Below are 12,673 nucleotides of genomic sequence, written 5' to 3'. Positions count from 1 at the left end.
CCGGCGCGGCCCCGTTTCCGGAGCGCTTCCATGGCCCTGTACGACTCCATCCTCGACACCGTCGGCAACACCCCCATCGTCAAGCTGCAGCGTCTGGCACCGCCGCAGGTCAGCGTTTACGCCAAGGTCGAGTCGTTCAATCCGGGCGGCTCGGTCAAGGACCGCCTGGCTTTGGCGATCATCCTCGACGCTGAAGCGCGTGGCCTGCTCAAGCCGGGCGACACCATCGTGGAGGCCACCTCGGGTAATACCGGCGTGGCACTGGCGATGGTCGCCGCAGCGCGCGGCTACAAGTTCGTGGCGACCATGGTCGAGACCTTCTCGGTCGAGCGCCGCAAGCTGATGCGTGCCTATGGTGCCAAGGTGATCCTGACCCCGGCCGCCGAACGCGGCAGCGGCATGGTGCGCAAGGCAGCCGAACTGGCCGAACAGCACGGCTGGTTCCTGGCCAGCCAGTTCGCCAACCCGGCCAACCCGGCCTATCACCGCAACACCACCGCCGCGGAAATCCTGCGCGACTTCGCCGGCAAGCGGCTGGACTATTTCGTCAGCGGCTGGGGCACCGGCGGCACGCTCACTGGTGTGGGCGAAGTGCTGAAGGTCGCGCGCCCGCAGACCCGCATCATCGCCACCGAGCCGGCCGGCGCCGCCCTGCTCAAGGGCGATGACTGGAAGCCGCACAAGATCCAGGGTTGGACCCCGGACTTCGTGCCGGACGTGCTCAACCGCGATGTGGTGGACGAACTGGTCTCGGTCGAAGATGACCGCGCGATCGCCACCGCGCGCCGCCTGGCCGCCGAGGAAGGCATCTTCGTCGGCATCTCTGCCGGTGCCACCGTGGCCAGCGCGCTGGACGTGGCTGCCCGCGCCGAACCCGGCGCGGTGATCCTGGCGATGCTGCCGGACACCGGTGAACGCTATTTCTCCACACCGCTGTTCGCCGATGTCAACGAAGGCTCCGACGACGACTGGCTGGCCGGCCTGCCGTAAACCGCCCGGGGTCGGATCCCTTTGCCGCAGGGAAAGGGCTCTGACCCCACCCACGTGGATCAGCGACAGGGGTCAGAGCCTTTCCCATGCGGGAAAGGATCTGACCCCGTTCTGCTTCAGCCTGCGTGAAGGCGTCGCCCGCCATCGTGCGTGAAGGCCGTCGGATCGCAGCGCGTGAGACGGTCATGACGCAGTATCGATGCCCTGTCCCCTACCGTGGGAACAGCCGGCGCAGATGCTGCGCGGATCACCTCACAGGCAGGAGACGGACGCATGAAGATCGAGGTTTGGCAGGGTGACATCACGACCCTGGCGGTGGATGCGATCGTCAACGCGGCCAACGAAACACTGCTCGGTGGCGGCGGTGTCGACGGCGCGATCCATCGCGCGGCCGGCCCCGCATTGCTGGCCGAGTGCGCGCAGTTGCCGGAGCTGCGCCCGGGCGTGCGTTGCCCGACGGGCGAAGTACGCGCCACCAGCGCCCATGCGCTGCCGGCGCGCCATGTACTGCACACGGTGGGCCCGGTCTGGCATGACGGCCAGCGCGACGAACCGGCGCTGCTTGCCAACTGCTACTGGAAGTCGCTGCAGCTGGCCGAGTCGCTGGGCGTGCAGTCGATCGCGTTCCCGGCGATCAGCTGCGGCGTCTATGGCTATCCGCTGTACCAGGCGGCGCAGATCGCAGTGACCGAAACACTGGCGTGGCAGCGCAGCCATGCGCAACCGATGCGCATCGTGCTGGTGGCGTTCAATACCGCTACGGCCAAGGCCTACCAGCAGGCGTTGAGCGCCGCCGGGCAAAGCGCGGACAGCGAACCGCGCGGGTCGATGCTGCCGCCGCTGGGTGATGCGGGTTTTGCCGCCGCGCACTGAATCCCGGTGCGCGACGTAAAGAAAAAGGCCGGGCAGTACCCGGCCTTTTCCGTTGCACCGTTGTGCTCAGCCACGCATGGCGTGGGTCACGCTCAACGGCTGGCAGCTTCCACCGCGGCGGCGTCATCGGCCACGGCGGCTGCGTCGCCTGCGGCGCGTGCCGCCGAGGCCGCAGCCCCATCGGCGCTGGCGCCATCCACCTGCACGCGCACTTCCACCATGCCCGCGCCATTGTTCAGGCTGGACACGTCGACCGTGTAATGACCGGCCGGCAGGGTCTCTTCCAGGCGCGAATTGGTGCCGTTGCCACCATCGTCGTCGGTCAGCTCGACGTCGCCACCGACCACGCGCAGCACGGTATCAACCTGGCTGGAAATCGCATCCAGGCGCACATCGGCCGGGCGGTCCAGCGACAGCAGGAAGCGGCGACGGCCATCGTTGTCGAGCATCGTGTACACGCTGCCCGACTTCGGCAGTGCCGTGCCATCGCGCTCGACCAGATTGCCGGGCAGCTCGATGCGGTTGGCCGACAGGGTGAACATGCCGCTGACGCCGTCGCCGAGGCCGCGCGCGGTCAGGGTGTACTTGCCCGGCTTCAGTGACAGGGTCAGGCGCGAGTTGGTGCTGTCGCCGCCATCGTCATTCTCTGCATCCACGCCCTGGCCCGACAGCTTCAGCACCGGATCGAAGACATCCGACACCAGGCGGATCTCGTACAGGCCGGCCTTGTCCACCTGCAGGGTGTAGTCCTGGGAACCACCGGCCAGCATGTCGACGATCTCGCCGCTGCCCGCCAGCGGCTTGCCGTCGTACGGCACCAGCTTCTCGGCGCGCAGGCGGTAAGGACCGTAGTCGGTCGAGCCGTTGGCGTTGACCGCCACCTGGTAGGTGCCGCCACCGTTGGCACGGAAGGCCACCGAGACGTCGCCTTCGCGCTCGTAGCCGGTGTTGCTGCTGGCCACCAGGCTGCCGTTGTTGAACACGGCGATCGAGCCGCTCAGCGAACCGGTCAGCTTCAGCCCGACCAGCTGCTTGTCTTCCAGCTTGATCTGGTAGAGCTGGTGGTGGCTGCCGTCGTTGTAGTTGATGCCACTGCGCGAGGTGATCTCGCCGGATACCGGCTTGTCGAAATCGAGTGACGCGGCCTTGCCCGCGTCCGCGCCGCCGCCGATGCGGTTGCAACCGCTGGCGACCAGGACCGTGGCAACGGCCAGTGTGATTGCTGCCAAACGCATGTTGTTTCTCCTTGGCCTTCCATGTGGTTCCCGCATACCGGCCAGGCACGCGGGGGCGGAAAAGATACCCGCAAAAGCAAACGCCGGCGTGATGCCGGCGCTGCCTTGTTCATCCGGCGATGGGACGGATCAACCGTTCCACTTGCCCAGCGCGGCCAGGCCGTTGTCCTTGGCGCGCTCGTACACCGTCTTCTGGGCAGCAGCGTAGTTGCCCTTCATGTCCTTGGCCCACAGCTTCAGCGCGGCCTGCTGCATGGCGCGGCCGTAGGAGAAGCTCAGCGGCCACGGCAGGTTGCCCAGCTGGTTCATCGCGTTCAGGTGCTCGGTGGACTGCTCGTCGCTCTGGCCACCGGACAGGAACACCACGCCCGGCAGGATCGCCGGCACGGTGCTCTTCAAGCACATCACGGTCGACTCGGCCACTTCCTCGACATCGGCCTGCTCTTCACAGTCCTTGCCGGAGATGACCATCGAGGCCTTCAGGATGGTGCCTTCCAGCAGCACGTTCTGCTGGTACAGCGCGTCGAACAGCGAGCGCAGGGTGGCTTCGGTGACTTCGTAGCAGGTTTCGATGTCGTGGTCGCCGTCCATGATCACTTCCGGCTCGACCATCGGCACCAGGCCGCATTCCTGGCACAGCGCTGCATAGCGGGCCAGCGCATGGGCGTTGGACTCGATGCAGGTGCCCGACGGGATGCTCTCGCCGATGTTGATGACCGCACGCCACTTGGCGAAGCGCGCGCCCAGCTTGTAATACTCCTGCAGGCGCTCGCGCAGGCCGTCGAGGCCTTCGGTCACCAGCTCGCCCGGGCAGCCGGCCAGCGGGTGCGCACCCTTGTCCACCTTGATGCCCGGAATCATGCCGTGGTCGGCCATGTACTTGGCGAACGGCACGCCGTCCTTGGTCGACTGGCGGATGGTCTCGTCGTACAGGATGGCGCCGGAAATGTGCTCGTTGAGCTTCGGCGTGGTCAGCAGCAGCTCGCGGTAGGCGCGACGGTTCTCCTCGGTGTTCTCGATACCGACGCCGGCGAAACGCTTGGCGATGGTAGCGGTGGATTCGTCGATCGCGATGATGCCCTTGCCCGGGGCGACCATGGCCTGGGCGGTTTCAGCCAGCTGTTCGATGCTCATGTATTTCCTGTGGCGGGTGCGGGAAAAACGTAAGTATAGCCCTGCTGCCCGTTGCCTCGCCGTGGAGGACAGGATGGAAACGCTTCCACGTCTACGCAGGACAAAGGATGTCCTGCGGCATGGGGTCAGAGCCCTTTCAGGGATCTGACCCCTGGTCAGTACGGGGTCAGATCCCTTCAGGGCTCTGACCCCGGATCGGCAGCGCCGACCCGACCGTCAGGGCTTACAGATCGCCCAGGCCGATGGCGCGGCCATCCTCGCCCACTTCCAGCAGGCGCAGGGTGTTGGTGGCACCATGGGTTTCCATGTGCTCGCCGCTGGTGAACACAACGCGGTCACCGGCCTGCAGCAGTTCCGATTCGACCAGCAGGCGGATGCTGCCGCGCGCCGCTTCGCGCGGGGTCAGGCCGCGGCTGTCGAAGTTGATCGGGAACACATCGCGCATCAGCGCCATCTGGCGACGCGCGCCGTCGTGGCGGGTGACCGCGAACACCGGCGCCTTGGCGCGGAAACGCGACAGGTAACGCGCGGTGCCGCCGGATTCGGTCATGGCCACGATCGCGCGCACGCCCACATGCTGCGACAGGAACATGGTAGCCATGGCAATTGCCTGGTCGGCACGTTCCAGGTTGCGCGGCGAGGCGTTGAAATCGGTCTCGGTCTGGAACTGGCGCTCGGCACCCAGGCAGATGCGTGCCATCGCTTCCACCGCCTTGACCGGGTAGGCACCGGCGGCGGTTTCCGCCGACAGCATCACCGCGTCGGTACCGTCGATGACCGAGTTGGCCACGTCCAGCACTTCGGCGCGGGTCGGGATCGGGCTTTCCACCATCGACTGCAGCATCTGCGTGGCGGTGATCACCACCTTGTTCTGCGCCAGCGAGGCCTTGATGATCTTCTTCTGCAGGCCCGGCAGCTCGGCATCGCCGATTTCCACGCCAAGGTCGCCACGGGCAACCATCACCACGTCGCTGGCCTCGACGATTTCTTCCAGGTTCTCGATCGCCTCGGTGCGCTCGATCTTCGACACCAGGGCGGCATCACAGCCGTGCGAGCGGGCGATGTCGCGCGCGTCGTTCATGTCCTGCGCGTTGCGGCAGAACGACACGGCGATGAAGTCCACGCCGATCTTGGCAACGATGCCGATCAGTTCCTTGTCGCGCTCGGTCAGGGCACCCAGCGACAGGCCGCCGCCCTGCTTGTTCAGGCCCTTGCGGTCGGACAACACACCATCGTTGAGCACGGTGTTGACGATGCGCTCGCCCTGCACTTCCACCACCTGCAGCTGCATCAGGCCGTCGTCGAGCAGCAGCACATCACCCGGGCCCACGTCCTGCGGCAGGCCGAGGTAGCTCACGCCCACCTGGCTGGCGTTGCCCGGGCCGGCGTTCTCGCTGGCGATCAGGTCGAAGCGGTCACCCGCCTTCAGCTGCACCTTGCCTTCGGCGAAGCGCTCGATGCGGATCTTCGGGCCCGGCAGGTCGGCCAGGATGCCCACTTCCACGCCCACGCGGGCCGACGCGGCGCGCACTTCGGCAGCACGCTTGGCCTGGCCGGACGGATCGCCATGGCTGAAGTTCAGGCGCACCACATTGACGCCGGCGCGGAAAAGATCCTCCAGCACGCCCGGCGGATCAGTGGCCGGACCGAGGGTGGCAAGGATCTTGGTGCGACGCTGACGCTCGAACATGGTGGATGGGCCTCTCCCGTTAAAGAACGGAAATTAGCACATCCTTCACGCCGCATGTATACGGTTACAGCCTTGTGCTGCCTGACTCCGCAGGTCATGCAACGGACATTGTCCGGACATACGCTGGCGCAGGGCATTCCGTAGAGCCGAGCCCATGCCTGGCTGGCCACTCGCCGGAGCAGCCGGGCATCGGCTCGGCGCTACAGGAAGCTAGGCCAGCAGCGTTTCCAGCTGCGCCGGTTCGCGTGCCAGCTGGCCAGCGCCGGCCGCGGTGAGTTCCGCCTCACCGCCAAAGCCCCACAGCACACCCACGCTGCGCAGGCCGTGGTGACGCGCGCCTTCGATGTCCATGCGGCGGTCGCCGATCATCCAGCACTGTGCGGGCTGCACCTGCAGCCGGCGCAGAGCTTCCCCGACCAGCTCCGGCTTGTGGCTGCGCGAGCCATCCAAGGTCGAACCGATGATCTCCTCGAACAGCCCGCCAAACGGCAGGTGCGCAAGGATGCGGCGCGCATGCGGCTCGTTCTTGGCGGTGACCACCGCCAGGCGGTGGCCACGGCCATGCAGCGTGCGCAGCGTGTCTTCCACCTGCGGGTACACCGTGTGTTCACGCCAGCCTTCGACGTCGAAGCGCTCACGGTAGTAGCCCACCGCCTGTTCCACCCGTGCCGGTTCGACGAACAGCGGCGCGAAGGTGGTGCGCAGCGACGGACCGATCCAGCCCAGCAGCGTCTCCTGCGGCGGCACCGGATGGTCCATCTTCTGCAGCGCATAGGCGATGCAGGCGGTGATGCCCACCTGCGAATCGATCAGCGTGCCGTCGAGGTCGAAGAACAGGACATCCTTGCTACGGTCGGCACTCATGCGCCGCGCGCGTCGAGCGCGGCGACGGCCGGCAGGGTCTTGCCTTCCAGGAACTCCAGGAACGCACCACCGCCAGTGGAGATATAGCTGACCTGTCCGGCGATATCGAACTTGTCGACCGCCGCCAGGGTGTCGCCACCGCCCGCGATGGAGAATGCCGGCGAGCTGGCGATGGCGCGGGCCAGCGCTTCGGTGCCCTTGCTGAAGGCTTCGAACTCGAACACGCCGACCGGGCCGTTCCAGACCACGGTGCCGGCCTTTCCGATCAGCTGCGCGTACTGCGCAGCGGTCTGCGGGCCAATATCCAGGATCAGGTCGTCCTCGGCGACGGCGTCGACCGCCTTCACTTCGGCAACAGCGTCCGGCATGAACTGCTTGGCGGTGACCACGTCGACCGGCAGCGGGATGTCGGCGCCACGCGCCTTGGCATCGGCCACGATCTTCTTCGCGGTGTCCAGCAGGTCCGGCTCATACAGCGACTTGCCGACCTTGTAGCCGGCGGCAGCGATGAAGGTGTTGGCGATGCCACCACCAACGATCAGCTGGTCGACCTTGCCGACCAGGTTGGCCAGCAGTTCCAGCTTGGTGCTGACCTTGCTGCCGGCAACGATGGCCAGCAGCGGCTTGGCCGGTGCGTCCAGCGCCTGCGCCAGCGCGTCCAGCTCGGCCATCAGCAACGGGCCACCGGCCGCGACCGGGGCGAAGCGGATGACGCCATGGGTCGAGGCCTGCGCGCGGTGTGCGGTACCAAAGGCATCCATCACGAACACGTCGCACAGGGCGGCGTACTTCTTCGACAGGGCCTCGTCGTCCTTGCCCTCGCCGACGTTCATGCGGCAGTTTTCCAGCAGCACCAGCTGGCCCGGCTGCACGTCGACGCCGTCGACCCAGTCACGCACCAGCGGAACCTCGCGGCCGAGCAGCTCGGACAGGCGCTGGGCGACCGGCGCCAGCGAGTCGGCCTCGCTCCACACGCCTTCCTTCGGGCGCCCCAGGTGCGAGGTGACCATCACTGCCGCGCCCTGCTCCAGCGCGCGCTTGAGCGTCGGCAGCGAAGCGGTGATGCGCTGTTCGGAAGTGATGCGGCCATTCTCGATCGGCACGTTCAGATCCTGGCGGATCAGCACGCGCTTGCCGGAGAGGTCGAGGTCGGTCATGCGGACGATGGACATGGGCAACTCTTTGGCTCAGGGACGGGATGCCGGGCTACGGCAGGCGGCCATTGTATCGGGTGGCGATGCCTGCGGCAGGCAGAGGCGTACGGCAACAGCGAACTGCAACAGCCAAAGCGCTGGCGCTTCTTGGTGCTGAGGGTGAGCCGGGGTGCTGTGGGGTGGCAGGGGACGCCGTAAACCCGTCCATGGGGGCTTGGTCGCCGCATCCATGCGGCTCACACCCCTGCCACCCCACACCATCCCGGCCTCGACAGGTTCATGAGGCGGAGCGGATGGCAAAGGCAGGAGCAAGAGCGGTTTCTGATGTCGGAGAAACCAATGTAGAGCCGAGCCCATGCTCGGCTGGGTCTACCGCGAGCAGCAGCCGAGCGTGGGCTCGGCTCTACAAAGAGCGCCCAGCCAAGCAGCTTTTGCTCTTCTTTTTTCTTTCCGTGGGTGGACGCACACGGAAACTGTCAGAGGCCGGGCGGGTGGGCTGGGCAGGGGTATCCGCGCCATGGATGGCGCGGCTAAGCCTCCAGGGACGGATTCACGGCGTCCCCTGCCCAGCCCACCCGCTCGGCCCATCCACGGGATCGCGCTTTGCAGCCACCCACGAGGGGCTGCGCCGTTCGCCGGAACCTACGCCGAAGGCGTCGGCTTCTGCCGAAGCAGGCTGAGCGCCAGGCCACCCACCACCAGCACGCCCAGACCCAGCAGCGCCCACAACAGCCACGACTTCCAGTCATGCTGCGGTTTCAGCGCCGCGTCGCCCGCCAGCGGTTCCGGGCTGCCTTCCAGTCGCGCCAGCGTCGGCTGCCACGACGGATCGTTGCGCTGCCGAAGTTCCTCGATCAACACCCCGATCGGCGCGTCCGTGCGGCGCGCGGTCGCGCTGCCCACCGCCAGTGCGTAGGGCGCCGCACCCTGGCTCAGGAACACCAGCACTTCCGGTTGGTAGCCCAGGCGCAGCGTCGGCGCAGTGGCAGATTCCGCCGGATTCGCCACCAGCTTCCAGTAGCGGTCGCGGTGCACGCCGCCCAGCGGCTGCGCCGCCGACTGCTGGCGCTGGCCCTGCGTGCCCTGTTGCACCTGGTAGGCGATCCACGGCGCGCTGCGGCGCTGCCACTCGGCACTCTCATCATCACGACTGAACAGCGTCCATTGCACCAGGCTGTTGTCGGTGCTGGCCACATCGGCGCGCGCCACCGGGAACCGGCCATCCATCTCGAAGGTGTATTCGCCCTTGCCCTTCGACGTCGGCTCCAGCGACAGCCATTCCCACGGCAGCGTGGCCGGCGCTGGCGGCAGTTCCGCCAACACGCCGCGCAGGGTCGGCAGCCGCGAGTCGCCCTGCGCCAGGATGCGCAGGTAGCGTGCAGTGCCGTCCACCTGCAGGCGGCGCTGCAGCAGGCGCTTGCCGGCGCGCTGCAGATCCACCAGCGGCACGTCGCGACCCATCGATCGCCAGTGCTGCAGGTCATCACTGGCATCCAGCTGAACCTGCGCCTGCAGCGGCTGGCCGCTGTCGGCCCAGTCCAGCACCAGCGCCGCCAGCGGCTGCTGGTCGAGCATGCTGGCGTCGATCAGCCAGCCGCCCTGCCCGTTCGCCGTCGCCCCGCCACTCACCCGCGCTTCGACCCGGCGCACGCGCCCATCGGTATCACGCTCGGTCAGCAGCTGCAGATCGTTGCGCTGGGCATCGGCCAGCGGCGGCAGCACGAACCACGGCAGTTCACGCTGCACCGGCGGTTGCGCCAGCGGCTGGTCCGGCGCCAGCAGTGCCGACGGCAGCAGCTGGCTGGCTGCATTGAACACCTGCAGGTCGCTGAGGTCGGGACTCACGGCACGGCGGTAGATCGCCGGCTCCAGCACGATGCGGTAGGCACCGGACTGCGCGCTGGACAATGTGAGCGGCCATTGCTCGGCATACTGCGTGCGGTAATCAGCCGCCTGCACCACGACGGCGGCCAGCATGCCGAACATCGCCGGCAGCAGCGCCCTGCTCCACTTCCTCATTGCTTTTCCTCCACGGTCGGCGCCACGCTCGGCGGAGCCGGTGCCAGATAACCCACGACCGTGCACAGCAGGCCGTAGGCGATGAACGATGCGATGCCCAGCAGGTTGCCCAGGTGCTGGCGATCGACAATAACCAGCTTGGCCAGTACCACGCCCATCAGCACGGCACCGACCATCCACAGCACACGCTGGCCACGACGCGAACCCCACACCCAGGCAATCACGCCCAGCACGCTCCACAACACGGTCAGGCTGGTCTGGGCCAGGCTGAAGCGCATCATCGACGCGTTCCATGCCAGCCCACCCCACTGGTGCACGCCATGCAGCACCAGGCTGGTCAGTGCGACGAAGGCCGCCAGTGCCAGCAGCGGCATGCGGATGTTCAGCAATGCCTGCGGTGCCTGCGGTTGCTGATCGCCGTACAGCCAGCGCGCCAGCAGCAGCAGGCTCAACCACTGGCCGATCTCGGCTGGATTCAGCACCGGCAGCCACAACAGCGGCGCGGCGTCGCCCGGCAGCAGCTGGCCAAACAGCCAGCCGATCGACAGCAGGCCGAACAGCACGCATTGCAGCGGGGCGCGCACGCTGTCGAAAGCCTGCCCCAGCGGCCACCGCAGCGCATTCCAGCGCCACAGCGACAGTGCCGCCATCAGCAGCCACGGCAAGGTCACCAGCAGCGTCGTCCAGCCCTGCGCCAGATCGGCTTCGCCACCGCCCCACAGGGCCAGCAGCGAAAGCAGCGACGGCCACAGCAGCCACCACAGGAACTGCGCGATGCGGGCCACGGTATCGCCGCCCTGGCGCAGGCACAGCAGGGTCCGCACGCCCAGCACCGCGAACACCGCCCAGGCCAGCGCGCCATAACCGGCGAACGGCTGGTGGTGTGCATCGCTCTGCACCAGGGCCAGCGGGAAGCCCAGCGCGAGCATGGCCAGTGCGGTCACGCCCAGTGCACGCGCCGGCTGGCGACGCTGCACTTCGGCCACCAGCCAGGCAGTGACCGCGGCCAGCACCAGCAACGCGTCCACTTCGGTGCGGTACGGGAAGAAGCGCGTGATCTCATGGACCAGGCCGCCCAGCCACCACAGCAGGCCCCACAGGTAGTACACCAGTGCGACGTCATGACGTGGCCTGCGCTGGTAGCTCCACGCCGACGCGAAGCCGGCCAGGGCCAGCAACAGCGCGCCGATGGCGGTCGGGTTGATCAGGAAGCGCAGGTCTTCGTGCCAGTGGTCGCCACCGGCAACGAAGGCGAATGCGGCGCCGATCTGCAGCAACGCGCCGGATACCTGCGGCAGCCAGCGCTTCTGGCGCAGCCCCAACCAGGCCAGGCCTGCACCTTCCAGCGCAAACACGGCACCGGTGGCACGCGCCGACAAGGCCAGCGGCACCGCCAGCGTGGCGAAGCCCACCGCAAGCACGGCATGCGACTGCGCCAGCATGGTGTACGACGCACGTGCGATCAGCGCCCGTGCCAGTACCGCGTAGATCGCGGCCAGGCCCAGCGCGCATAGTGCCAGCGTCATCGGTTGTTCGTGCAGCATGCCTGCCTGCAACGAGAATGCGACCAGCGGCGCGCCGAACACCAGGCTGCCATCGATCAGATCGCGCCGGCCGGCCGGCTGGCGGCGCGCGTACAGCAGCGGGATCAGCAGGTAGAACACGAAGAACAACAGCAGGAACGGCTCAGTGCTGCTGAACTTGTCCGGTACGTACTGCAGCACGCCCCAGAAGGTGCCGATGCCGAAAGTGAAGGCGAAGCCCAGCAGGTTCAGCGCGCGCCAAGGGCGGAACCAGGCGATGGCGAAAATGCCCGCGTTGAGCACCGCGTAATAGCTGAACAGCCCCACGTGATTGCCGCTGCCGGTGGACAGCCACAGCGGTGCCATGAAGCCAGCCAGGATGCCCAGCACGGCCAGCGTGCGCGAGTTCTGCACCACCGCCAGCACGCACAGCCCGGCCACCAGGGCAATGGAGCTGGCGAAGGCGAAGCCCGGCGGAATCAGGTCGAAGCGCTTGAAGGCCGCGAAGATGGTCAGCAGCAGTACGCCGATGGCACCGCCCTGCAATGCCAGCGCAAACAGGCGCCGGCGCTCGCGCTGGTGCCAACCAAAGGCCAGCAGGCCCAGCGCCCCCACGGTGATGCCGGCCAAGCGCAGCTCGATCGGCAACACCAGCCAGCCCTGGTCGCTGACGTACTTCAGCAGCGCCGCGACACCGGCCAGCAGCACCAGCATGCCGATCTTGACCGGCACGTTGCCTTCGGTGAACCAGCGCTTGACCGCACTGATGCCGCGCTCGATGACGTTGGGCAGTGCCGGCTCGGAAGGCAGCGGCGGCTGCACCGGCACCGGGGGCACCGGCGGTGGCGCAGCAGGTCGGGGAACAGGCGCCTCGGTCGGCGCTGCTTCGCGCACCGTTGGCTGCGCGGGGTGCGGCGCAGCAGCGGCGACCGGCCGCAGGAACGGTGGATCGGCACTGGCCGTGGGCGTGGCCGCAGCCCGTTCGGGCGTGGGCGCGCTGGCGGCCGGCCTGGCGGTGGCAGGCGCGGCGGCCATCGCGCTTTCCAGCGCCGCGACGCGGCGGCGCAGGCCGGAGATCATCACCAGCGCCACCACCAGCAGCAGGGGGATGGCCAACAGGACCAATACGACCAGTGCGATCAGTGCTTCCATTGCGTGCTTCCATTGCGTTCCCGCGCCCCAGCGGCAGCG

9 protein-coding genes are annotated in these 12,673 nt (G+C 67.6%); 2 read left to right on the top strand and 7 right to left on the bottom strand.

All coding sequences use genetic code 11. The annotated features are described in order from the left end of the window. Window positions 1-30: 30 nt before the first annotated feature. Window positions 31-990 (top strand): cysteine synthase A, encoded by a 960-nt coding sequence (gene cysK / locus AC5P8R_RS02570; protein ID WP_014648230.1) that lies wholly within the window; start codon window positions 31-33, stop codon window positions 988-990. Window positions 991-1,263: 273 nt separating this feature from the next. Further along, window positions 1,264-1,863 (top strand): O-acetyl-ADP-ribose deacetylase, encoded by a 600-nt coding sequence (locus AC5P8R_RS02565; protein WP_014648231.1) that lies wholly within the window; start codon window positions 1,264-1,266, stop codon window positions 1,861-1,863. 92 nt (window positions 1,864-1,955) lie between these two features. Here the strand turns inward: AC5P8R_RS02565 and AC5P8R_RS02560 are convergent, their stop codons facing one another. The 7 genes from AC5P8R_RS02560 to AC5P8R_RS02530 all read right to left on the bottom strand — a co-directional run bounded on the left by AC5P8R_RS02560 (window position 1,956) and on the right by AC5P8R_RS02530 (window position 12,634). Continuing rightward, window positions 1,956-3,098, bottom strand: coding sequence for an ABC transporter substrate-binding protein (locus AC5P8R_RS02560; RefSeq protein ID WP_495222963.1), 1,143 nt, complete (start codon window positions 3,096-3,098; stop codon window positions 1,956-1,958). 129 nt (window positions 3,099-3,227) lie between these two features. Beyond that, the gene (locus tag AC5P8R_RS02555) at window positions 3,228-4,232 is read right to left on the bottom strand and encodes a class I fructose-bisphosphate aldolase (RefSeq protein WP_014648233.1); all 1,005 of its coding nucleotides are present in this window, start codon (window positions 4,230-4,232) and stop codon (window positions 3,228-3,230) included. 223 nt (window positions 4,233-4,455) lie between these two features. After that, a complete protein-coding gene (gene pyk, locus AC5P8R_RS02550) occupies window positions 4,456-5,922 on the bottom strand; it encodes a pyruvate kinase (protein WP_032959168.1) in 1,467 nt (488 codons plus the stop codon). A 210-nt stretch (window positions 5,923-6,132) separates the two neighbouring features. Then, a complete protein-coding gene (locus AC5P8R_RS02545; protein WP_014648235.1) occupies window positions 6,133-6,786 on the bottom strand; it encodes an HAD hydrolase-like protein in 654 nt (217 codons plus the stop codon). Continuing rightward, complete coding sequence (locus AC5P8R_RS02540; RefSeq protein WP_014648236.1) at window positions 6,783-7,958, bottom strand: phosphoglycerate kinase; 1,176 nt, start codon at window positions 7,956-7,958, stop codon at window positions 6,783-6,785. The genes AC5P8R_RS02545 and AC5P8R_RS02540 overlap by 4 nt, the downstream gene beginning before the upstream one ends. Window positions 7,959-8,582: 624 nt before the next feature. Beyond that, window positions 8,583-9,959 carry a DUF3999 domain-containing protein gene (locus AC5P8R_RS02535; RefSeq protein WP_032962132.1) on the bottom strand — a complete coding sequence of 459 codons (1,377 nt, stop codon included), beginning with the start codon at window positions 9,957-9,959 and terminating at the stop codon, window positions 8,583-8,585. Further along, window positions 9,956-12,634 (bottom strand): DUF2339 domain-containing protein, encoded by a 2,679-nt coding sequence (locus AC5P8R_RS02530; RefSeq protein WP_495222962.1) that lies wholly within the window; start codon window positions 12,632-12,634, stop codon window positions 9,956-9,958. The genes AC5P8R_RS02535 and AC5P8R_RS02530 overlap by 4 nt, the downstream gene beginning before the upstream one ends. Window positions 12,635-12,673 lie beyond the last annotated feature (39 nt).

The sequence above is a fragment of the Stenotrophomonas sp. YJH_SMC_73 genome, from assembly GCF_059370155.1.
This window is presented reverse-complemented; position numbering and strand designations above follow the sequence as displayed.